General features: G+C 69.5%; 26 protein-coding genes and 1 pseudogene. 17 read left to right on the forward strand and 10 right to left on the reverse strand.

What is annotated here, in order from left to right:
- Positions 1-1105: 1105 nt before the first annotated feature.
- On the reverse strand, positions 1106-1636 hold the full coding sequence (locus ACZ7H1_RS20975) for a PadR family transcriptional regulator (protein WP_470788579.1): 531 nt from the start codon (positions 1634-1636) through the stop codon (positions 1106-1108).
- Between the two features lie 114 nt (positions 1637-1750).
- Here ACZ7H1_RS20975 and ACZ7H1_RS20980 point away from each other — a divergent pair, with 114 nt between their 5' ends.
- Positions 1751-3151 (forward strand): MATE family efflux transporter, encoded by a 1401-nt coding sequence (locus tag ACZ7H1_RS20980; protein ID WP_470788580.1) that lies wholly within the window; start codon positions 1751-1753, stop codon positions 3149-3151.
- Here ACZ7H1_RS20980 and ACZ7H1_RS20985 read toward each other — a convergent pair.
- Positions 3139-3612: a hypothetical protein gene (locus ACZ7H1_RS20985; RefSeq protein ID WP_470788582.1), complete on the reverse strand. Its 474-nt coding sequence runs from the start codon at positions 3610-3612 to the stop codon at positions 3139-3141. The genes ACZ7H1_RS20980 and ACZ7H1_RS20985 overlap by 13 nt on opposite strands.
- A gap of 190 nt (positions 3613-3802) precedes the next feature.
- Positions 3803-4543 (reverse strand): class I SAM-dependent methyltransferase, encoded by a 741-nt coding sequence (locus ACZ7H1_RS20990; RefSeq protein WP_470788584.1) that lies wholly within the window; start codon positions 4541-4543, stop codon positions 3803-3805.
- A 405-nt stretch (positions 4544-4948) separates the two neighbouring features.
- Between ACZ7H1_RS20990 and ACZ7H1_RS20995 the strand changes: the two genes are divergently transcribed.
- From ACZ7H1_RS20995 to ACZ7H1_RS21005, 3 genes are all read left to right on the forward strand, one after another.
- Positions 4949-5812, forward strand: a complete 864-nt coding sequence (locus ACZ7H1_RS20995) for a hypothetical protein (protein ID WP_470788586.1) — start codon at positions 4949-4951, stop codon at positions 5810-5812.
- Between the two features lie 173 nt (positions 5813-5985).
- Entirely contained in the window at positions 5986-6477 is a 492-nt protein-coding gene (locus tag ACZ7H1_RS21000; RefSeq protein ID WP_470788588.1) for a hypothetical protein, read from the forward strand.
- 444 nt (positions 6478-6921) lie between these two features.
- Positions 6922-7611: a hypothetical protein gene (locus ACZ7H1_RS21005; RefSeq protein WP_470788590.1), complete on the forward strand. Its 690-nt coding sequence runs from the start codon at positions 6922-6924 to the stop codon at positions 7609-7611.
- A 9-nt stretch (positions 7612-7620) separates the two neighbouring features.
- On the opposite strand, the gene ACZ7H1_RS21010 is transcribed toward ACZ7H1_RS21005, so the two are convergent.
- A complete protein-coding gene (locus tag ACZ7H1_RS21010; protein WP_470788591.1) occupies positions 7621-7752 on the reverse strand; it encodes a hypothetical protein in 132 nt (43 codons plus the stop codon).
- Positions 7753-8087: 335 nt separating this feature from the next.
- Here ACZ7H1_RS21010 and ACZ7H1_RS21015 point away from each other — a divergent pair, with 335 nt between their 5' ends.
- From ACZ7H1_RS21015 to ACZ7H1_RS21025, 3 genes are all read left to right on the forward strand, one after another.
- Positions 8088-8363 carry an isoamylase early set domain-containing protein gene (locus tag ACZ7H1_RS21015; protein WP_470788593.1) on the forward strand — a complete coding sequence of 92 codons (276 nt, stop codon included), beginning with the start codon at positions 8088-8090 and terminating at the stop codon, positions 8361-8363.
- Positions 8364-9530: 1167 nt separating this feature from the next.
- Positions 9531-9923 (forward strand): hypothetical protein, encoded by a 393-nt coding sequence (locus tag ACZ7H1_RS21020; protein ID WP_470788594.1) that lies wholly within the window; start codon positions 9531-9533, stop codon positions 9921-9923.
- Positions 9924-10026: 103 nt separating this feature from the next.
- Positions 10027-10197, forward strand: a complete 171-nt coding sequence (locus tag ACZ7H1_RS21025; protein ID WP_470788595.1) for a hypothetical protein — start codon at positions 10027-10029, stop codon at positions 10195-10197.
- A gap of 274 nt (positions 10198-10471) precedes the next feature.
- Here ACZ7H1_RS21025 and ACZ7H1_RS21030 read toward each other — a convergent pair whose 3' ends face one another.
- From ACZ7H1_RS21030 to ACZ7H1_RS21040, 3 genes are all read right to left on the reverse strand, one after another.
- Positions 10472-11008 (reverse strand): cysteine hydrolase family protein, encoded by a 537-nt coding sequence (locus ACZ7H1_RS21030; protein WP_470788596.1) that lies wholly within the window; start codon positions 11006-11008, stop codon positions 10472-10474.
- A gap of 305 nt (positions 11009-11313) precedes the next feature.
- Positions 11314-11661, reverse strand: a complete 348-nt coding sequence (locus tag ACZ7H1_RS21035) for an STAS domain-containing protein (RefSeq protein ID WP_470788597.1) — start codon at positions 11659-11661, stop codon at positions 11314-11316.
- Between the two features lie 58 nt (positions 11662-11719).
- Positions 11720-12388, reverse strand: a complete 669-nt coding sequence (locus ACZ7H1_RS21040; RefSeq protein ID WP_470788599.1) for an HSP18 transcriptional regulator — start codon at positions 12386-12388, stop codon at positions 11720-11722.
- Between the two features lie 130 nt (positions 12389-12518).
- On the opposite strand from ACZ7H1_RS21040, the gene ACZ7H1_RS21045 reads away from it, so the two are divergent.
- From ACZ7H1_RS21045 to ACZ7H1_RS21055, 3 genes are all read left to right on the forward strand, one after another.
- Complete coding sequence (locus ACZ7H1_RS21045; protein WP_470788601.1) at positions 12519-12953, forward strand: Hsp20/alpha crystallin family protein; 435 nt, start codon at positions 12519-12521, stop codon at positions 12951-12953.
- Between the two features lie 100 nt (positions 12954-13053).
- Complete coding sequence (locus ACZ7H1_RS21050) at positions 13054-13449, forward strand: DUF2267 domain-containing protein (protein ID WP_470788602.1); 396 nt, start codon at positions 13054-13056, stop codon at positions 13447-13449.
- Positions 13450-13505: 56 nt separating this feature from the next.
- Positions 13506-13949 (forward strand): DUF2267 domain-containing protein, encoded by a 444-nt coding sequence (locus tag ACZ7H1_RS21055; protein WP_470788603.1) that lies wholly within the window; start codon positions 13506-13508, stop codon positions 13947-13949.
- A 328-nt stretch (positions 13950-14277) separates the two neighbouring features.
- Here ACZ7H1_RS21055 and ACZ7H1_RS21060 read toward each other — a convergent pair whose 3' ends face one another.
- Together ACZ7H1_RS21060 and ACZ7H1_RS21065 are read right to left on the reverse strand one after the other, a co-directional pair.
- Entirely contained in the window at positions 14278-14853 is a 576-nt protein-coding gene (locus tag ACZ7H1_RS21060) for a dihydrofolate reductase family protein (protein WP_470788605.1), read from the reverse strand.
- 126 nt (positions 14854-14979) lie between these two features.
- Entirely contained in the window at positions 14980-15264 is a 285-nt protein-coding gene (locus ACZ7H1_RS21065; RefSeq protein WP_470788606.1) for an early set domain-containing protein, read from the reverse strand.
- A 92-nt stretch (positions 15265-15356) separates the two neighbouring features.
- On the opposite strand from ACZ7H1_RS21065, the gene ACZ7H1_RS21070 reads away from it, so the two are divergent.
- The 6 genes and pseudogenes from ACZ7H1_RS21070 to ACZ7H1_RS21095 form a co-directional block, all read left to right on the forward strand.
- A complete protein-coding gene (locus ACZ7H1_RS21070; protein WP_470788607.1) occupies positions 15357-15545 on the forward strand; it encodes a hypothetical protein in 189 nt (62 codons plus the stop codon).
- A gap of 253 nt (positions 15546-15798) precedes the next feature.
- The gene (locus tag ACZ7H1_RS21075) at positions 15799-16395 is read left to right on the forward strand and encodes a DinB family protein (RefSeq protein WP_470788608.1); all 597 of its coding nucleotides are present in this window, start codon (positions 15799-15801) and stop codon (positions 16393-16395) included.
- A gap of 169 nt (positions 16396-16564) precedes the next feature.
- The gene (gene istA, locus ACZ7H1_RS21080) at positions 16565-17239 is read left to right on the forward strand and encodes an IS21 family transposase (protein ID WP_470788610.1); all 675 of its coding nucleotides are present in this window, start codon (positions 16565-16567) and stop codon (positions 17237-17239) included.
- Positions 17240-17272: 33 nt separating this feature from the next.
- A complete protein-coding gene (locus ACZ7H1_RS21085) occupies positions 17273-17602 on the forward strand; it encodes a Mu transposase domain-containing protein (protein ID WP_470788611.1) in 330 nt (109 codons plus the stop codon).
- Positions 17581-18087, forward strand: coding sequence for a hypothetical protein (locus tag ACZ7H1_RS21090; protein ID WP_470788612.1), 507 nt, complete (start codon positions 17581-17583; stop codon positions 18085-18087). The genes ACZ7H1_RS21085 and ACZ7H1_RS21090 overlap by 22 nt, the downstream gene beginning before the upstream one ends.
- Positions 18088-18092: 5 nt before the next feature.
- Positions 18093-18485, forward strand: a pseudogene (locus tag ACZ7H1_RS21095) (ATP-binding protein); the annotation flags it as partial.
- Positions 18486-18515: 30 nt separating this feature from the next.
- On the opposite strand, the gene ACZ7H1_RS21100 reads toward ACZ7H1_RS21095, so the two are convergent.
- Positions 18516-19034 carry a pyridoxamine 5'-phosphate oxidase family protein gene (locus tag ACZ7H1_RS21100; RefSeq protein ID WP_327732548.1) on the reverse strand — a complete coding sequence of 173 codons (519 nt, stop codon included), beginning with the start codon at positions 19032-19034 and terminating at the stop codon, positions 18516-18518.
- A gap of 550 nt (positions 19035-19584) precedes the next feature.
- Between ACZ7H1_RS21100 and ACZ7H1_RS21105 the strand changes: the two genes are divergently transcribed.
- Positions 19585-20601 carry a magnesium and cobalt transport protein CorA gene (locus ACZ7H1_RS21105; RefSeq protein WP_470788613.1) on the forward strand — a complete coding sequence of 339 codons (1017 nt, stop codon included), beginning with the start codon at positions 19585-19587 and terminating at the stop codon, positions 20599-20601.
- Positions 20602-20645 lie beyond the last annotated feature (44 nt).

Consider the following 20645-nt stretch of genomic DNA (forward strand, 5'->3'; position numbering starts at 1 on the left):
GGTGACGGTTCGCCGGTCGGACGGCTGACGGACGGGCTGATGGAGGGGCTCCTGGCGGGCAGCGACTGAACGCGTAGACACCAGCGACTGAAGGATTTCAGTCGCTGCTTCAGTCGCTGACAATCATCGCAGGTCAGACCAGGTGCCTACCCCAAAACAGCGACTGAAGCGACTGAAGGGTCCTATCTATGACACGCACACGCACGCGCGAATGTCTTCATATGCGGGAACTTGAGTCGCTTCGGTCGCTACTCGCCCCTGATCATGCCTCTGACCTGCGGAAATACCGAGCGACTGAAGCAGCGACTGAACGATTTCGGTCGCTGCTCCTTCGGTCGCTGGCCTTCTGAGGTGCAGCGACCGAAGCGACTGAAGCCTCCGGCAGCGACCGAAGGGTCAATCCGGCAGCGACCGAACCGCTCTGGCGGGGGAGCGACTGAAGCGACCGAAGCGACCCAAGGTCGGGTACGGGTTCACGAACCGGCCCGCTGCCGCCCGACAAGCAGCGCCCCGGCCCTTCCGCCGCCCGCAGGATGGCTTGGAGGGTTCGCTCGAAAATGTGCAGGGGCGCAGGACAGTCGCTGCTGGTCCCGTCAGCACGTCACCACTCTCACCAATGCCTACCGTGTCGGCGGACAAGACCAGGACGAAAAGGGCCGAAGTCGCATTACCACAGCGCCCCGGCCGTCCGCCGTCCCGCAGCCGCCGACCCAGCCCGAGGCAATCCGTGCTGCTCTGGAGAGCAGCCGCATCCGCAATACTGCCGCTGGCGAGGCGGGCATCCGTACGGCAGGCGGGGACGCTCGGTGACCGACGAGCGCTGGGTGTGGGAGTACGCCTTTCACGCCGAGGACGAGGCCGGCTACCCGAAGACCGTCCGCGACGAGGTGAAGGCCGTTGCCGCCCGAGTCGGTCGACAGGTCAAGGGTCCTCCGCGAGGAGTGCAGTGCCGGCGTGGAACGACCAGCTCGGGCAAGACCACTTGGCTGGCAACGTACAGACCGTGACGACGATGGTCATGTCCGCGGGGCAGGGGAACGCTCGGGCGTCGTCACCGTACTGCCTCTCGCCCAGCGGGACGGGCGCCGCCACCGCCGATCCGCGCTCAGCCCTTTCCCTCCAGGCTGGCGATGGCTTCGGCCAGCCACTTCTTCTCTTCGGTGCTGGTGGCGCGAGCGATGCGCAGCATGCCCCGCCGGAAGAGGCCGGGAGCCTCCTCGGCCCGTACGGGCTCGCCATCGCGGTAGAAGAAGCTCGCCGGGACGTCGAGGAAGGTCTGTCGACGCCGCAGCACCGCAGCCTGCTCGGCAGGGTCCGGGAGGTGGTGCAGGAAGGCGAGCAGAGTGAAGAAGCGCTGCCCATCGGTGATTTCGGCCTCCTTGGGGTGCCGCAATCGGGAGAGCAGTTCGGTGCGGCCCGCCTCGGTGAGGGACAGGATCCGGCGGGGCGCGGCCCCGCTTCCGGGTTCGGTGTGCTGCTCGACCAGACCCGCTTTCACGAGCCGCGAGATGGCCGGGTAGAGAGCCCCGTCACTTACCGGACGGATGTGGCCGCTGAGCCCCTGGATACGGGCTTTCACCTCGTAGCCGTGCAGGGACTCCTCGAAGAGGAAACCCAGAATCGACAGCTCCAGCATGCCCAAGCTCCTGCCTGCCTGCGCCTGTCGGCGCGCTTGCCCGTCCTCTCCCGCCCATGCTATCTCTTTTCGCTGTACCTCTAATCGAGGTACAGCGAAAAGAGGGGTGCGGTCATGGGGGCAGCAGAACACCGGCACCGGCTGGTGTCGCTCGCGTATCCGGTCTACTTCGAGCTTCTCGCGGGGGTCACGGCCGGGATCATCAACATGGTCTGGGTGGCGCGGCTCGGTGGTGGCGCCGTCGCCGCGGTGGCCGTCGCCACGAACGTCGAGAACCTGCTGCTCGGCGTCATCCTCGTCGCCGGCTCGGGTACGACCGTGCTCGTCGCACGAGCCAGGGGGGCGGAGGATCCGCTAGCGATGCGCTCCGCCGTGCGCGGCGGATGGGTCCTGTGGGCGCTGGTCACACCCATCGTTGCCGTCGGCGGATACCTGTGCCGCGAACCGCTCGCCCACCTCGTACTCGGCGGCGGCAGCGGCGGCGACTCGCTGGCCCTCACCACTGGCTACTTCTCGATCGCACTGCCGGGAATCGCGGTGTTCTTCGCCACGAACGTCGTGGACGGCATCCTCAAAGGTGCGGGCGATACCCGCACCCCGATGAAGCTCGCGATCCTCGCGAACGGACTGATCCTCGGGCTGGATCCCCTGTTCATCCTGGGTCTCGACCTCGGGGTGCGCGGGGCGGCGATCGCCACAGTGCTGGGCCGGACGGCCGCGCTCATCTGCGGTTTCGTGGCCCTGCACCGCAACGGAGTCCTGCGACGGGCGGCCCGGGCCGCCCCGGCGGCCCCGAAGCGGGCCGGTTCGCTCGGTTCAGATGCGCGCAGGACGGCTGCGACCGGGCTCCCCATGTCGGCCGACTTCGTCGTACGGATGGCGGGGGCGCTTGCACTCGTCGCCGTCGTCGCCCGGATCGGCGTCAGCGAGGTCGCCGCGTACGGCATCGCGACCAAGGCGATGTACGTCGCGACCATGGGCTTCTACGCGATACGGCAGGCCGCCGCCATCCACACCGCCCATCTGCTCGGTGCCGGACGCGACGAACGGCGGGCCATCGGACGACAGGTGTTGCTCCTCGCCGGATCGCTGGGTTTCACGGCTCTCCTGACACTGCTCGCCGCCGGGCCGTGGATCATGCGGGCCTTCGGCAGTGAGGGGGAGGTGGCCGAGGCGGGGGCACTCTATCTGCGCTGCCTGGGGCCGTACTTGATGCTTCTCGCGTGCTTCATCGCGCTGGGCGGGGTGTTCGAGGGCAGCGGTGCGAGCGCTGCCCTCGCGCGGATCACCGCGTGCGGCGTGGTCCTCCAACTCGCGCTTTCATACGGCCTGTCGGGTTCGGGGCTGCCCGGCATCTGCCTGGCCATGGCGCTGTCCATGGCACTTCAGTGCGCAGCCATCGCCAGGCTGTACCGGCGCACGGAGCAGCCGACGGCCACTGGCTTCGACGACAGTCGGCTGAAGATCTCCGTGAAAGAGCCGGACAGTCCTTCACCCGACAGTCAACCTGCCTGATGAACGGTGAGGTGGTGAGAGGAAGCGGTGGCGTCGAAGGCGGCCGCCCGGCCCCGGCGCTCCCGATCGCCGGTCCGCTCCAGCCAACTGCGCAGGTGCTTCAACCGGCCGGCCAGGTCGATGGTGCCGAACAGCACCTCACCGGCCGGTTGAGCCACCAGCCGTTCGGCGATGGCCACGCCCGCCCGGTCCACCTGCTCGATGACCACGCACTCGTCGGCGACTCCTCCGAAGTTCTGCCCCTTGATCAGTCGGCTGGCGAGCCGGAACCGGCGGCCGCCCCCGGGCGTCGTCACGGCGGGGAGCCGGGTACCCGCTTCGATCTCCAGCAGTTCGCCGGTCCGCATCCCGCTGAGGGCGCAGGCCACTACCGGACAGGCTGTCACCGCATGGTCGGCCACGAAGAAGAGATCACCGTCAGCCAGCGGCAGTGTCCACGGGACGAGTTCGCCGTCGACCACACGGGGGATGGCTGCAGCCTGCCGGGCCGATCCCGCCCCACCCCGACCACTTCCCCCGAGCCACCCCGTACGCCCGCACGCCCGCACGCCCGTACGGCCGTCCTCTCGTCCCCTACGGGCGTGCCCCCACCGGCCCCACCCGGCCGAACCGGAGGCGATGGTCGGCCGGGTGAGTGCGGGAGCGGACCGGTCAGGCGGTACAGCGGATCATGGTCAGCGGGCGGTTCCCGGCGTAGTCCTGCCAGTACTCCTCGCCGAACTCCTGCACGCCGGCCTCCGAGACGTCCAGGCGGACCCACTCGATCGCGGAGAACCCGGCCGCCGTCAGCGTCTTCTCGTACGTCTCCTGGGACGGCACGGTGGCCTCGAACGAGACCGGCGGCTCCAGCAGGGCCGTGAGGCGGATCCCCCGGCCGATCTCGTTGTCCTTGCCGGTCGACTCGCACAGGAAGCCGTACTTGGCCAGCGACGGGCCGTCGAAGTCGAAGTCCGGGCTCTGCACGAAGAGGAGGAACGAGCCGCCGGGCTTGACGCTGCGGTGGATGTTGCGCATCATCTGCTCGATCTCGGCGACGTCCTGGGCGTAGTTGAACGCCTGCACGGCCACCGCGATGTCGAAGGGCTCCTCGAAGGTCCGCAGGGTGGCGGTGTCCCCGACCTCGTACGCGATGCCGAGGGGTTCCGCCTGCTCGATGGCTTCGGCGGCGTCGACCATCGCGCCGGAGATGTCGAACCCGAAGACCCGGGACGCACCGCGGCGGCGGAGCTCGCGGCTGTAGAACCCGGTCCCGCAGGCGATGTCCAGCACGGACTTCCCGGTCACGTCGCCCACCAGGGCGAGGAAGCCCGGTACCTCGGCGTAGCGGATGATGGGCAGGGTCTTGAAGCCCTCGAAGGCTTCCCCGATACCGTCGTACAGCTGACCACTCATCGTGGCGGTTCCCCTCGATTCGTGGCGTCGGCTCCCGAAATGAGCCGCGGCCCGTGGAGGAAGTTTCATCCGACGGCGGACCGACCTCGTACTGGTGAAAGATCCAAAAAGCGACCCCCGTCGATGTGTGGAGATCCCTCCAATCCGCCCCGCACGCAGGGGAATTCACCGGGCCACCGTGTTCCGTTTCCCTTCCGGGCCCTTGCCCGGCGCGATGAACGCCGCCGCGCGGCTGTTCCGCTTCGGGCCGGGCGAGAGCGCCGGTGAGTCACCGGAGGCTGACGGCGGGCGTCGGACCGGCGCCACGGCTTCCCAGCAGGGCGGTCCGATGGGACCATGACGCCACCGGCGGTACCCGCCAGCGTGGGGGGTGTGCTCGTCCGGCGTCACCGTCCTGGAGTCCCCATGAACATCAGGCTCCGGCCCACCCGGCCCCACCGGTTCCTCACCGCGGCGGCGATCGCCGGGCTGCTGCTGGCAGGCTGCGACGACGGCGCCCCGGAGCGCCCGGCGCCCACCGGCCTGCCGACCGGCACGTTCCGCACGCCCTCTGGCTCTCCCTCGGCGGTTTCCGAGCCCACCCCGCCCACCCCGCCCACCTCGACCAGCCCTGCTCCCGCCCCTGCCACCTCGGCGCCCGGAGCGGCCGAACCGGCCCTCGGAGCGGGCCTGCAGCCGCTGTGGCCGTTCACCACGCCCGCGCAGGTGCAGGACTGGCAGCGGTCCTACCGTGAAGGCGGCCACCAGCCCTGGCACCTGGACGCCGACCGGACGGCGCTGGCCTTCGTCCAGGGCTACCTGGGCTTCGGCGAGATCGACCGGATCTCCTCGCGTTCCGTCACCGGCCGGCACGCCCGGATAGGCGTCGGCCCGGGCGCTCCCGAGGAGGCCCGTCGCAGCACCGCGGCGGTCATCCACCTGGTGCGGTACGGAACGGGACCGGATGCCCCCTGGGAGGTGGTGGGCACCGACGACACGACGTTCACGCTGACCGAGCCCGCGTACGGCGCCACGGCGCGTTCCCCGCTCCGGGTCGGCGGACGGATCACCGGCGTGGACGAGAGCATCAGGGTGCAGGTGCGCCAGCCGTCGTCGGCGGGGCCACTGGGCACCGCCTGCTGCACCCCGGCCGGCGGCTCGGACCAGCCCTGGACCGCGACTGTCTCGTACACCGGCCCCACCGACCCGGTCCTGACGATCGTGGCCTCCACCGGCGGCCACCTGACGGAAGTCGAGCGCTTCACCGTCACGGCCGTACGCACCCGCTGACGCCGACCGAACCGTACGTGTCGTCCTGGCCCGCCCCGACGGCGCCTGCCGGTTGCGCGGACGGTCCCCGTCGCGCCGGAAGCGGCCCGGGAAGGCCGCCTTCGGGCCCGCTCTCGTGAAGGCGAGGGGATAATGCGGCGGTCAGGGCGCGGTACGGGCATGGAGGGCACCACGTGGAGGCGGCAGACGACGCGGAGTCGGTGACGGTGGCGGGGCTGTTGGCAGCGGCACGGCCGGACGACGGGGGTGCGCTGTGGCGCCTGCGGGGTGCTCGCCGGCAGCTGGACGCGAACCTGGTCCGTCACCTGCCCGGCACGGGCGGGACGCCTTTCACCGAGACGGACGTCGACGTCGTGCTCCTGGCCGTCGCCGGCAGCGGCACCCTCACCCTCGACGGTGCCGACACCCCGCTCACACCGGGGCGCCTGGCCTTCCTGCCCCGCGGCGCCTCCCGCGCTGTGTCGGCCGGCGCGGAAGGATTGGTCGTGCTCACCGCCCACGGCAGGCGCCCGGGCATGAGCATCGCACCGGCCGTTACGGCGGCGCCCCCGCAGCCGTGCGCGGTGCACCTGGTGTGCGGCCGCTGCCACCGGCACGCCATAGAAGCCGATGCCCGCTACTGCACGGGCTGCGGCACCCCGCTCCCGGACCGGCCGGGCACCTGACCGGCGCAACGCGTCGAGCCGGGTACCTGGTCCGACCAGGTACCCCGGGATATGCAAGAACGCGAAGAGGTCTGGATCACGTACAAGGAAAGCTCAGGACCGGCGCATCCGGGAGTGGCGAACAGTGGGTGGGGTTCGGTGGTCGCGAGGATTACGAGGGCCAGTCCGAGGGGCAGCAGGAGCAGGAGCATCAGGGTCATGTGTCCCTCGTGCCCGCCCAGGGGCACCCCACACGGGGCCGACGCGCGTGTCGCCGGCCCCGTGTGGGGTGCCCCTGGTCATTGACGATCGGCAGGCTGCGTATCGTCTCCTGGTGATCGAGCGGCGACAGGGGGGGACATGGGCAGGCAGGAGATGCGCCGGAGAGTGTATGCCCCGCTGAAGCGGGCGGGCTTGGAGGTGCTTGAAGGCGGCGTGCCGGACGCCGCCTTGCCGGTGTCCGTCATGAGTGCGACGGTCAGCTGCACTCACGAGGAGACGGGCCGGCGGGATGCTTTCGTCGGCTTCGAAGACCCGCACCTCATCGAGCACGCCAACCGAGGCTGGTACGAGTTGGCGACCTCCTTCGGCCTGTTCGACGCCAACCGTGAGTTCCTGCTCGCCCTCCCCGCCCACCGCCACAACCCACGGGTAGACCTGGACCAGCCCTCCGTATGGCGCCGGGTGCGTCTACTCGACGCCTGGGACGTCATGGGCGCGGCGTGCGCGATCCGCCGGGGAAGATCCGTACTCGGATACGACGACTGTCTGCTCGGCTCGCGATCCGGACGTCCGGAATTCGCGATGCTCTCGCTCGACAGCACCGTCTCCGTGGTCGGAACGACCTGGCAGGACGGCATCGGCTCCCTGGCCGTGCCCAACCCGGGCGACACGGAGCCCGTACGCCGCCTGATCGACTGGGAGGCCGACGGGGCGGACGTGTCACGCGATCGTCGCGCCCAAGCCATCGCGTGGCTTCAGCGCCACCGGCCAGCCGCGGCGGACGGGGCACGGCAGGAGGAGTCACGGGGGCGCTCGCTGCACAGCCTGTCGCAAGAGCTACTGACGTCAGCAGGACCAAGGCGCGGGCAGCACGCCGCGAGGTCGGGCAGGGCTGGTGATGGTTCGACCGCATGTGGGGCGGCCCTCCCCTGAACCGCGCACTCACCCTGCCTGCAGCCATTCGGCGGGGTCCTGGTCGGGTTTCTGCCGGTTGGAGTCCGGCGCGGGCAGTACCTCGTGGTCCACCGGTCCGGGGTAGCGGTTGGGAAACTCGCCTGCCGCAGAGACGGCCATGGAGCGGAGTGCCTCGAAATGGTCGGGACGTACGCGTGCCTCACTCGCCCTGACGATCACGGTCACCGGGGTGTCGCACGCAGAGGCGGCGCCAGAAGGCAACGGTGAGACGCGGGATCGGCGATACCGGCTCACCAGCGCTCCGTACGGTTCACCATGGCGGGCAACGAACGCGAGTGCGGCGCCCGTACGGCCGGTGCGGACAAGGCTGGTGCTGGCGGGCTGGCTGCCGTGCGGGTGAGGAACTGTGTGGGCGGCGGCGTGTATACGCGGGCCGGTGACGGGGTCATGCGAGGTTGATGGCCCCTGCCTGCTTACCCGTCGGGAGTTTTCCGGTGCTCGAACGCAAGAAGCTCAAGGGCCGTACCCAGGTGACCTTCGTTCTGCCCGAGGACACTCCCGACGGGCCGGTGAGCGTGGTCGGGGACTTCAATCACTGGAATCCCACCGTCCATCCCCTGCAGTCCCGAGGTGACGGCACCCGTGCTGTGACCGTCGCGCTTCCCGCGCACAGCAGCCACGCGTTCCGCTACCTGGGAGCCGGCGACTACTGGTTCGACGACGAACACGCCGATGGCCACGACGGCCACAACAGCCGTCTCCACACCTGACAAAGAATCCCGCCCGGCACCGGCGCGCTGTTCCCCGCCGGGCTGCCTGCGCCTGGCTGCCGGGCAGCCTCGCCGGCCAGCCGGGCCCTGGTCCGTCAGCCCCGGTCGCCACATGCCGCCGGGCCAGGGCCGCTCGTGAGGGTCCTGCCGACGGGGAGTTCATACCGCACCCGGTAGGAGGGGCGGTAGCCGACCGGGCGATCTCAGGAACGCACGTCTCGGCGTGCCGGCCCTCCTGGTCCATGCCGTTCGGGTGACGTGCCGGGCTGGAGCGTGCGCGTTCCAAGGCAGGCTCGTCGGAGTCCTGCACGGCTGCGTCCGGTACGGCGGCCGAGGCCCCGTCTTCACACTCACTGCCAGGCGGACAGGCCGGCGGGCGCACCGAAGGCCTGGTGCCCCTAGCCGGGTCAGGCGCGCTTCGCGCACACCCAACGCGGCGGCCGCCTGGATGCGGTGCAGTCACCCGGCGCAGTCACCCGGCGTTCCTGCACACCCGCCGGAGTGCATACGTTCCCCCTCTCGCGTTCCGACCCTGGGTTCGTACGGGGATCACGGAGGGGGTTGCCGGGGCAGGCGCGCGTTACAAGGGCACGGATGCACCGCCCAGCGGATGCCGGTTCGTGCCCGGCCGGCCGCGAGGACGCGCCAGGGCCCGGGGGTAGTCGCACTCCATGGGTGGGGGCGCCGCCCGGAATCGCGACCGGCCGTGCAGCACGCAGACAAGGCGCGCGGGGGCCGACGGCTTTGCGGTGCGACCCGTGAGCGCTCGGGAAGCAGACTTCCTTGCCGCGCCCGCGCGGTTCTCCAGGAGGCGGGATTCGCGCAGAGCGCGGCCGGTGCCGAGGGTGTGCACGTGGCCCAGCACGCGCGCGGTGTCATGGTCGGCTGGGCACCCGAGGAGATCCGGCGCCTGCGCGTGCGGAGGCGCGGCCCGCGCCGGACCCGCGCCAAGGCAGACTACTTGCTGGCTCAGGAAGGGTCGGGCCCGTCCCGGTGGCGCGGTGCGCGATGCGGCAGCGTCCCGGAGGGTGCGGCGCAGCAGGCTGAGGGGACCGGAGCGGGGCTGCCCGGGCAGGTCGGCACGATTCGAGAAGCGGCCCGGGACGCGTTTCGCTGTGGGCGGGAACCGGCGTTCTAGGCTGGTGGTGGGAATGCAGGGAGGACGGCATGGCGGGCCACCACCGTTACCACCTGGATCAGGACGGCCACTCCATTACCGTCCTGTACGACCCGCGGCGCCATCACGCGGAGGTCTGGGTCGATGGGAAGACCGTCGCCGCGGACCGCACCCCGCGCCATGCCGCGACAGTTCTGCAGGCGGAGATCCCCACCGATCCGCCCAGGCTGGTGGTCATCCGCATCGGCCACTCCGACGGCTCCGGGGACGTCCCGCTGTGCGTACTGGAGACGGGAGGCGACCGCTACCTCATGCCCCGCGCTGCCCTCACCCGCCAGGAACGATGGCCCGCCGAACGCACACCACCAGCCCGCACACCCGGCGAACTCTTCGCACGGTGGAGATCGCGGTACGGCCGCCACCAGAGCGGTCGCCGCGCGTAACCGGTGGCGACTGCTGCTGTGTGAGGGACTGTGTGTGAAGGCGTGAGCCTGGCCTTCGTGATCGGGGGCGTGGCTGGTGCACGTGCCGGTCGTTAACCTGTGCATGAGTGAGAGCGATGACATGGCGGGGTCGAAGGACACGGAGATGGTTACGGGGGCGGAGTTCCCGGATGTGAAGGAACGCCGCGGCACCTGCTGCATCTGCAGCGAACCCATCGCGGACGCCTCCGCCGCGTACGCGATGTGTGCGCAGTGTGGTGCCGAGTGTGCGTAGGACACGCTGAGGGTGCTCGGGGGGCCTTACTGGTCGGCGCTGGGGATCGCGAGGGGGTCGGTGGGGGCGGCCTTCTCCGCCGCCGAACGCGGGGGAGAGCGACACTTGCCCCGGAAGGGCCATCGGTAGCCCGCCTCCCAGACGAGGGGCGGCCTCGAAGTCTCTCCGGCTGGCACGGGCGACGGCCTGTGCCGGCACTTCGACCGGCGCACTGCGCACACCCCGTACGGCGCGCCAGGGACCGGGCGGCGTCGCGAGAGACCGGCTTGCGGCCTCAGGGAAGGGCGCCCGTGGCGGGAAGAATGCGCGCGCCCATGTTGATCTCCATCATCCGCAGTGCGGCGTCGGCCAAGTCCTGGTGGATGTGGGCCACGGCGTCACGGGCGACGGTGACCGGCAGATGCCGGATGTGGGCGTCCAGGGCGGAGTAGAGAACGCATTGCTCGGTGACCTGCCCGCACAGGACGAGGTGGTCGACGTCGAGCGTGCCGAGAAGGTAGGCGAGCGGCGTCTCGTAGAAAATGGAGTGGCGCGCCTTGACGACGAAGTACGAGCTCTCGTCGGGTTTGATCGGTTTCACCAGGTCGGCGCGCGGGCCGGCGAGTGCCGCGTCGAGGATCTCGCCGTGGTGTGAGCGCCACTTCCCGAAGTTTTCGTTGACGTAGATCACCGGCAGGCGGCGCTTCCGGGCCTGCTGCAGCAGGTGCACTACGGCGGGGAGCGCCTGGGTGACGGAGGGTACGAGCAGGTCGGCGTCGTCGTGCTCGTAGGCGTTGATCATGTCGATGATGACAAGCGCGGTCTTGGCCACGGTCCCCACGCTCCCGTCCGATCCGTCCATAGGTCCGGCTGTCTCGCCGGGCCCGCGCCGATCCGGGCAGTGCTCCCCGGCGGTCGGTGCCGTGTTGTCTCCAGCCGCGAGAGCCGCCGAAGCCGGGCGTTGCCTTGACAACTGCAGGGACCCGACACGGGTTGCGCCTTTCCGTTTGGCGAGCGCCCATGCGGATCGCTGGTCGACTGCGTGCACAGGGCAAATCCGTCGTTCGGCGGGTACGGCGGCGGCAGGCTGAAGCGCCAGAGGCGGGCCGGCGGTCGGCTCAGGTCTTCCCTGGTTGGTCAGGCGGGTGGTGCGGGGTCGATGGTGAAGACCTGGTCGGCGCCGGTGACTTCGAGCATGCGGCTGACTTGACGGGTGGGCGCGGCGAGGTAGAGGGTGCGGCCGGAGTCGGCGGCGATGGCACGGGCGTGCAGGAGCGTGTTGAGGCCGGAAGAGTCGCAGAACTCCAGTCGTGAGAGGTCGACGACGACGTCTTTGGTGCCGTCCTCGGCTGTGAGGGCGGTCAGGAGCGCGCGGCGGAAGTCTGGGGCGCGGCCGAGGTCCATCTCCCCGTGCGGCCGCACCACGATCACGTGCTCACGGGTCTCCACATCGACGAAGTCCCACGAACGTGCCTGATCATGCACCTTCTGCCTCCCACTTCTCTCGTTCTTGCCGCGACCGTAGCGGGGCGTGCCCAGCGGGCTACGTGTTGCGCTGGTCGTGGGTGTCCTGGCGGAGCTGGTCGGTGTGTGCGGTCATGGCGTCGATGCGGTCGGCGAGTTCGGCGTCCTCCGCGCGCAAGTGGGGGCGGCTGTCGGTCAGCGGGCGGACGAGGCGTGCGGCGTCGTTGTCGGCGAGCGCCACGTTCAGGTCCTCGACAGCGGTCCCGGCACCGGCCGGGAGACCTGTGAGCGAGGTGACCTGGCCCGCGAGACGGCGCAGATCGGCGGCGTTGTCACGGGCCCAGGCACTCACGCTGCGGTCGGCGGCGCGGGAGCTGCGGGTGGCCTGGACGCGCTGCTCGCCGGTGGAGCCCGCGGCGCCGGGGCGCAGGCGCAGGTAGCGGCGTTCTGCGGCCTGACGGCTCGCGACGCCCATCGGTCCGGCGAGGTCCGCCCAGCTCGCGCCCCCGCCGCGGGCGGTTTCGATGAGGACGCTCTCCCAGCCGGCCAGCTCCTCGCGGACCTCGCGGAGCATGAGGAGGGCGGCCAGGGCGGGGTGGGGGCCGGAGGTGGCAGCGGGGGCCCCGGTGGTCGGAGGTGTTCCTGCGGGTGATCGCTGTGCGTCCCGTACGGCCCGCTCGATGGTCTCCAGTGCTGCGGCGGCGGCCAGGAAGGAGACCTGCGCGGGCGGTGGCGCGGCTTCGCTCATGACGCTCTCCATCCCTCCAGTCATCGTATGGATGACGGCTTGCTTGTCATCGTTTCGATGACATGTTACAACGGAAGCACGTTGAAGCGCATTGGCAGTTCCTGCCTGAACCAACTGGAGGTGTTTCGCGATGTTGATGCGCACCGACCCGTTCCGCGAGATGGACCGCATCGTCCAGCAGCTTTCCGGCACGTCGGGTACGTGGTCGAAGCCGTCCGTGATGCCGATGGACGCCTACCGCGAGGGCGACGTGTACGTGATCGCTTTCGACCTCCCCGGCGTGAGTACCGAGGCGATCGACATCGACGTCGAGCGCAACATGCTGACGGTGAAGGCCGAGCGCCGGCCCACGGGGAAGTCCGACGGCGTGCAAATGGAGCTGTCCGAGCGGCCCCTCGGCGTGTTCTCCCGCCAGGTCATGCTGGCCGACACGCTCGATACCGAGCGCATCGAGGCCGACTACGACGCGGGTGTCCTGACCTTGCGGATCCCGATCGCCGAGCGCGCCAAGCCCCGCAAGATCACCATCGGCGGCGAAACCGGCCGCAAGCAGATCTCCGGCTGAGCGGTCACATCGACCGCGGAGGGCGGGGGCCTGATTCCCCCCGTCGGTGCCCCGCCCTCCGCACTCCCTGAGCGATTCACCCTCCCATGGAGGTGACGTGATGCCACTGCTGCCCGAGGCGTTCCTGGAGCAAGTCCGGGAACGCGGCGAGTACCGGACCCGGGCGGAGGCCGACCGGGCGGCCCGTGTTGTCCTGGCTCTGCTGGGCGCGCACCTGGCCGGCACGGTGCGGGCCGAACTCGCCGCCCGTCTCCCCGAGACCTATTCCCTGATCCTCCTCAACCCGCTGCAGGCCGCAGAACCCCTCACACCGGAACGCTTCGTCCGCGCGACGGCAGCCTGGATCGAAGGCGCCACCGAGAAGACAGCCCTGTGGGACATCGGCGCCGTCCTCTCCACCGCGGCCAGCGCAGCAGGCGACGACCTCACCCGCGAGATCCTCCTGCAGCTCCCGCCCGGCTACGACGCCCTCTTCGGCCCTCTCCGGCCCGCCTGACGACCGGCGCCACCGCATCCGAATCCCGAACCCACGCAGAGAAAGGCCATCGAGCCATGTTCCACCAGCCCCGACCGGCAGGGCCCGCCACGGCCATGACGTTCGACCAGATGCTGGAACGCGTGCGCTACGAAGGCGCCTACCCCACCCGCGAACGCGCCGAGGAAGCCGTCCGCAACGTCCTCGCCGCCCTCGGCCGGCAGATCACCGGAGACGAACGCGTCGACCTCGCACAATCCCTGCCCGTCGAGGCCGCCCTCGCCCTGACCGCGCAGATCCCCGCCACCGAACAGCTCACGGGCTGGGGCTTCGTCAAAGACCTCGCCACCCGCACCGGCACCACCCCCGCGATCGCCCGCTGGGACACCGGAGCCGTACTCACCGTCGTCGCACGCCTCGCCGGCCCCGACCTCCTCGCCCGGATCCTCCACCAGCTCCCCGGCGGCTACGCCCTGCTCTTCGGCCGGCCAGAACTGCCGCAGCCCCAGCACGCCGCCTGATCCCGACGGGGTCGTGATTCCTTCAGGCAGAAGGCGGCAGATCTACAGTGCGGTTCGGGGGTGATCGGAAAGCCGGGTTCCTCGGTGCGGTGCGTGCGGTGCCTCACGACGGGGCAGACCTGCCGGGGCCGGGGCTGCGCCGTGCTTCGCTCTGGCCCATGCAGCGGCCTTCCGTGATGCGGGCTTCACCGTGGAGACGCGCGGTGACGAATGGCGCCTGGTCATCAACCCGCACCACCAGAGCGAACGGTAGGACGCGGATCGGCGATACCAGGTGGTGGGGGGCCGGTCATCTACCGAAGGCCGGTGGCGCGCCGGTCGGATCCTGCTACGCCGTGTCGGCGGTGGGTGCGAGCTGGTGGCGCAGCAGTGTGGTGCGGCCGTCGAAGGATCGTGTACCGACGAGCTGCAATTCTGTCCGATGCGCGGCGGTCGGGAACGTGGGCCGTCCACCGCCCAGGAGCACCGGGTGCACGACCACCTGGTATTCGTCGATGACCCGGTGCTCGGTGAGGTGGGCGGCCAGTTCGGCACTGCCGAACAGCACGAGGTCCTTGCCAGACTCCTTCAGGCCGGTGATCTTCCCGGCGGCGTTTTCGGAGATGATCTGGGCGTTGAAGTCGGCTGCCGTGAGTGTGCGGGAGACCACCACCTTGGGCGCAGCGCGCCAGAGGGGCGCGAAGGCCAGATCGTGGGGATCCTTCGAATACTGCTCGGCGTTCGGCCAGAACCCGGCCATCAGCTGCCAGACCTTGCGGCCGTACAAGAACACGGTTCCTTCCGGAGTCAGCTCACGCGAGTATGCGGAGAGCTGCGGTCCCATGGCGGGCCAGTCGAATTCACCCTTGGGCCCTTCCATGTAGCCGTCGAGGGACTGGTGCACGAGGTAGATGAGCCTTCCCATGGTCTCCAGGCATTCCTTAGCTCTTAGGCCCGTCTGAGGGCAGTCTCGGCAGCCTTGCCGGAGCTGCTGTGGTCACCGGACGCGCCGCCGGTCCGGTCTGGACGCTATGTCGCCGGCACTTGACCATCAAGCAAGTCCGATCCGTGGAGCCACATTTGGGCAACTCCAGGCCGCTACCTTTACCGGCACCCTTTTGGGCGGCTGCAGCTCCTGATCCTTGAGCCGGTAGTCGCCGGCGGCCGGACACCGGAACGAGAGGACGCTCTCGACGGGCAGCGTGACCGTGACGGCGCGCTTGCCGTCCTTACGGGCCTCGAGGGTGTGCACGCCGGGCTGCCAGTCGCCGAAGTCGCCCACCACACTCACCGGACCGGGCGGGTTGTCGGCGGGAAGAACGAACCATCCGGCCACTACACTCCGTGATCGAAATAGTGCGGAATGTCCATCCTCGTGTCAGCGTGGCGAGAGGAATCATCACCCACACCTCACGAGGAGTCGCCGTCATGGGCGGTAAGCAGGACAAGCGTCAGCAGCCTGGCAAGGGCCGCGAAGAGCAGCAGGACATGCACCGAACCGGCCAGGACCCCGCTCACCCCGGCACCGGCCGTCACGAGCGCGGCAGGAGCTCAGATGAGGACATGCGCCGGGAAGAGGGCATGCGCCGCCCGGACGACATGGACGAAGACGTCTGACCCGCAGCACCACAGCTCCACCCCACGCACGCAGGACCCCGCCGGGACCGTGGTCACCCGGCGGGGTCCTGTCACGCACGGCGAAGGCCCGGCCGTTCACCTGCGGGTCGGCCTACCCCTCCTGGCTACGTCGCCTCCTCGGCGAGCCGTTTCGAGGTGACCAGGGGGTCCTTGTCACGGCGTCAGGCGAGATCAATGTCAGTGACCATTGCGTCCCTCCCGCCTGTCAGTGCCGGGTGGGAGACTGTCGGGCATGATCGAACCGAATCCGAAAGAGGACCTTCTCCGATACCTGCAAGAGGCGCGTGATGCGCTGGTCTGGAAGCTCGATGGGCTCTCGGATTACGACATCCGCCGTCCGCTGACCCCCACGGGAACGAACCTGTTGGGGCTGGTCAAGCATGTCGCCGGCGTGGAACTGGGGTACTTCGGCGACACGTTCGGACGGCCGTTCTTCGACGAGGATCCGCCGCCCTGGTGGTATACCGAGGAGCCAGAATCCAACTCGGACATGTGGGCCACTGCTGACGAGTCACGGGAACAGGTCGTTGGGCTGTACCGGCAGGCGTGGGAGCACTCCGACAACACGATCGCGACGCTGGCGCTTGACGCGATCGGTCACGTCCCGTGGTGGCCGGAGGAACGCCGAGCGGTAACGCTGCACCACATGCTGGTGCGTGTGATCTCCGATACTCAGCGTCACGCCGGTCACGCCGACATCCTGCGAGAGCTCATCGACGGATCCGTGGGATGTCTGCAAGGCAAGGACAGCATGCCGCCAGGGGATCAGGCCTGGTGGGAAGGCCACCGGAACCGACTGGAGCGCGTGGCCCGGGAAGTCAACGGCTGATCTTGCCCTGCTGCCGACCCCGCCGGCTCCGGGGTCGGCCATGCGGCGCCGCCCAGCCGGCATGGGCGTACGTGGCCAGGGTTTACGCCACGCTCCGGCGGTAGCCCGCTCCCATCGGCGGTACGCCGATGGGAGCGGGAACGCCAGCTAGGCCGAGCACAAGTACAACGTGTCGTGGCGGACGGTCCGCAAGGCCGTCGACTCGGTCTGGCCGGAGCCGCGGAAGAAGCTGCCGCCGCGGCCGACCGGGCTGGATCCGTACAAGCCGGTGATCGACGGGATGCTCCGGGCGGATCTGGACGCGCCGCGCAAGCAGCGGCACACGATCACGCGGATCTTCCACCGCCTGGTCGAGGAACATGCTGCGGACGTCTCCTACCAGATGGTCCGGCGCTACGTCGCCGACCGGAAACCGCAGATCCTCGTCGAGTCGGGGAAGGCGCCGGTCGAAGCGTTCGTGCCGCAGACCCACCACCCCGGCATGGAGACCGAGGTCGACTTCGGCGACGCGACCATCCGGCTCGCAGGCGAGCTCGTGACCTGCTATTTGTTCTCCTTCCGCCTGTCCTACTCAGGCAAAGAAGTCCACCGAGTCTTCGCGTCCTGCGGCCAGGAGGCCTTCTTCGAAGGGCACGTTCACGCCCTGCGGACCTTGGGCGGGGTCCCGCGGAGCAAGGTCCGTTACGACAACCTGAAGGCCGCCGTCGCCCGGGTACTGGGGCTGAGCCGGGCCAGGGTGGAGGCCGACCGGTGGATCGCGTTCAGGTCGCACTTCGCGATCGAGAGCTTCTACTGCCGGCCCGGCATCGAGGGCGCCCACGAGAAGGGCGGAGTGGAAGGGTAGATCGGCTACTTCCGCCGCAACCACTTCACCCCGGTGCCCGAGGTCGACACGCTGGCCGAGCTGAACGAACTCGTCGACGAGTGGGATCTTCATGACGGGCGGCGCAGGATCGGTTCGCGGCCGCGGACCATCGACGAGTACTTCGAGACCGAGCGGCCGCTGCTGATGCCGCTGCCGGAAGAGTCCTTCGAGACGGGCCGGCTCTTCATTCCGAGGGTCGACCGCTACAGCCAGATCGCGGTCCGCACGAACCGGTACTCGGTGCCGGTCAGGCTGATCGGCAAGCGGGTCCGGGTGGTGCTGCATGCCTCTCACCTGGTGGTTTACGACGGAACGTGGAAGTGGCACGGCACGAGCGGCTGATCGCGAAGGGCGGCTGCCGCCTGGATCTGGACCACTACCTCGAGGCCCTGATCCGCAAACCGGGTGCCTTCCCCGGCGCCACCGCGCTCGAACAGGCCCGCTCGGCGGGCAAGTTCACCCCGGTCCATGACGCCTGGTGGGCCGCGGCGGTCAAGGCCCACGGAGACACCGCCGGCACCAGGGCCCTGATCGAGGTCCTGCTGCTGGCCCGCCACGTCTCTCACGAGCACCTGGTCGCCGGTCTGGCGACCGCTCTGCGGGCCGGGGCCCTGACCGCGGACGCGGTCGCGCTCGAGGCCCGCAAGGTCGCCCAGGCCGAGGACGAGCCGGCCGGTCACGCTTCGCGGGCCGGCGCCGCGGGTGAGGCGACAGTGACGTTTCTGCACGAGTGGCGGCTCGCGCATCTTCCCCCCGGACACCAGGCCGCTGCCCTCGGTGACCCACTACGACCAACTGCTCCGACGCCGTCGCGCCAGCGGCGGTGAACACCGCGAGGGCCGGCTACCGGGTCAAGTACGTGCTGGCGACCAAGCTGGTCAACGAACTCGTCGAGGCCGCCGACGAGAAGCAGCTGACCAAGACGATCGCCCGCTACGGACGCGTCGACCTCCTCTGCATTGATGAGCTCGGCTACATGGCACTCGACCGCCGCGGCGCCGAACTCCTCTTCCAGGTCCTGACCGAACGCGAAGAGAAGAACAGCGTCGCCATCGCCTCCAACGAGTCCTTCGGCGGCTGGACCAAGACGTTCACCGACCCCCGCCTCTGCGCGGCCATCGTCGACCGCCTCACCTTCAACGGCACCATCATCGAGACCGGCACCGACTCCTCCCGCCTCGCCAGCACACGAGCCCGCGCCGAGGAATCGGCCAAGGCGGGCTGACCGCCCAGACAGCCCGCCAGGGACGCCGGACTACCGGCCCGGCTTGGTCCAGAACTGACGCGGCGCGAAACCCTCGCGCCGCAGCCAGTGCTCGGTATAGACGATCCGCTCGGCCTCGATCACCACGAGAGGTCCCGATGCTGGTTCATCGAGAGAACGCGACCGTTCGACATGGTCGGACTGCCAGCGGAACGCCGGCCAGTAGTGCTCGAAATCGGGGTCGTCCTCGGACAGCACGCGAGCCCGCCCGAAGAGCTGAGCACCTCGGCTGCTGGCCTGCCCGACCAGCGGCGCAAAGATCCCCACCGACACCCTGGGGTCAGCGGCGAGGTTCCTCATCTTCGGCGAACCGGGAGCCGTGGAGAACATCACCGCGAAGTCGAGGTGGAAGTACCGCACCGGCGTCGCCAGAGGCCCTTCCGGCCCTGCCGTGGCGAGCACGCACATGTTCTGCGACGACAGCAGATTGAGTATCCGCTCTTCCAAACGATCTCGATCGAGGCGCTTCTTCGGTGACGGGCCGGCCAGCCACGGATTAGTCACAGGCATGATCAAGTATCTCATGCCTCCCCCTCGCTCTCCGGGGTCTGGCAGCGGACTCAGCCGTCATCAGTGCCGTCAAAACTCGTCAACATCTCCGCAGTCGTTGATCACCAACTGCCGCCGCAAGTCATCAACAAACGCTGTCGCTTGAAGTGAACAAAGCCAACGGCGTCACAGCCGTACGCGCCGACGGGGTCCGGGAGGTTCGCCGTGCAGTGGGCCGTGACGGCCTCCAGGCCCGGGACGAGGAAGCGGCCCAGGCTGAGTCGGATCTCGTTGAACTCGTTGATGAGCGATCGCCTGCGGATTCCGGTCGTGGCGACTCGCGCGAACGCCCACGCGGCCCCCCACGAAGATGATGAGCGCGCCGGCCGACTCGATGGCATGTACGAGCCACTCGATCGCCTCCCGCGCCGCCGACTCGGACGGTAGTTCCCCTGGCAGTCATTCTGCCCGCATACCCGCCTGGAGCCGCTGCATGGGCGATCGGTCAGGAGGGGAGGCGCGGAGGCTGGAAGCGTGACCACGACCGGTCGCAGCCGCGCATGAAATCGTGATGGCGAAGCATGCGCGGCCTATGGAATGCGTGGTGTACGAGGAGCGGTCGGGCCGGTCGGAGACCGTCGAGTGCGGCCTTGACGAGGAGACCTGCCGACAGGTGCTGAAGCGGCTGCGCGGGCTGGACGATGACGAGTTCGGCTGGGTGCGACTGGTCGACCCGGCGGAGGGCGAGCTCGTGCAGTTGGCCGAGGAACTGGGGCTGCATCGTCTGGCGGTCGAGGATGCGGTTCAGGCGCGCCAGCGGCCGAAGCGGGAGCGCTTCGGCGACGTACTGGCCGTCGCGCTCAAGACCCTCTGGTACCTCGAGGAGGAAGCGGCGGTGGAGACGGGCGAGTTGATGGTTTTCGTCGGGCCCCGCTACGTCCTGACCGTCCGTCATGGCGAGCTGGATCCGGCAGCCGAGGCGGCCCGTCGCCTGGAAGCCGACCAGTCCATGCTGCGTTTCGGACCGCTTGCGGTTCTGCACGCCGTCCTGGACGTCGTCGTCGACGCCTACAGCGAGGCCGCCGAGACGGTGCGCGGCGCGCTCAACCGGCTGGAGGACCGTGTCTTCTCGTCCTCTCGTGTCGACCACACCGAGGACATCTACTCCCTGAAACGAGAGGTCCGTGAATTCCGGGACGCCGTACAGCCGCTGGCGCCGGTACTGCCCGGTCTGCTCACCGGCCTGGCCGAGGAGGAGCGTCTAGCGAAGGTCCTGCCCTACTTCCGTGACGTGGCCGATCACCTGCACCGAACCGACACCGAGGTGCGGACGCTCGACGAACTGCTCAACTCGGTTCTCGACGCCCAGCAGGCCCGAGTCGGCACGTGGCAGAACGACGACATGCGGCGCATCTCCGCCTGGGCCGCGATCTTCGCGGTCCCCACCATGGTCGCCGGCATCTACGGAATGAACTTCGAGCACATGCCGGAGCTCGGCTGGAGCTACGGCTATCCCCTCGCCGTCGGCCTCATGGCGATGGCGTCGGGTCTCCTGTACCGCGCCTTCCGCCGCAACGGCTGGCTCTAGGAAACCGGAGCGGGGATCTGCGCCCGGCGGCGAGGAAGTCTTTC

Source organism: Streptomyces sp. NPDC037401 (assembly GCF_055602345.1).